At 64.4% G+C, this 624-nt stretch carries 1 protein-coding gene; it reads right to left on the reverse strand.

The annotated features are described in order from the left end of the window. Window positions 1-510, reverse strand: a 510-nt coding sequence (locus JUB11_RS32470; RefSeq protein ID WP_207462938.1) for an ISAs1 family transposase, incomplete at its 3' end; no start/stop codon positions are given. Window positions 511-624 lie beyond the last annotated feature (114 nt).

A 624-nucleotide genomic window follows, 5' to 3' on the forward strand; every position in this document is an offset into this window, starting at 1 on the left:
GCTCACGCCGAGCTCGGCCATGAGGGCCTGCACACCGCCGATCTCCTCCGGTGTGGCAGAAACCTCCCGATGGGCCAGGATCAGCGCGGCGTCGCTGGCGAATGCGCTCAGCACATGCGTGGTGGTGCGGTCGTGCAGATGGTCGAAACTGCCACGCAGCATCTTGCCATCGAGTGCAACGGTGCGCCTGCCGTCCGCTGCATGGGCGCTGTCCAGCTGACGAGCGTGACGGCGAAAGGCCGCCTCCAGGACATCAGGATCAAGGGTTACGAACAGATGCCGCAGCGTGTTCACCGCCGGGGCACGCCGGAGCCGGGCTCCGAAAGTGGCGTTGAGGCGTTCACGATGGACCGCCATGAAGGTGACGATACTCTGGTACGAGGTTGCCCCAGCCAGGACCGCCAGGACTGAGAACAGCAGTAGGTGGCTCATCGAATAGCGCCTCCCTTGCGGGCAACGCGGATCCTCGATCGTTTCAAGCGCGGCGAGCAGGGTTCTGAATGGCACCATCGGCGGCTCCGACCAGGAAATCTCGCTTCACAGCGCTATCCCGCCGCTGTGCCGATCGGATCTTACAGGGCCAAGCTCACGCTCATTTCAGAACTGCATGGCCCTGCCGCCGGC

Source organism: Azospirillum sp. SYSU D00513 (assembly GCF_017356015.1).
GTDB lineage: Bacteria > Pseudomonadota > Alphaproteobacteria > Azospirillales > Azospirillaceae > Azospirillum.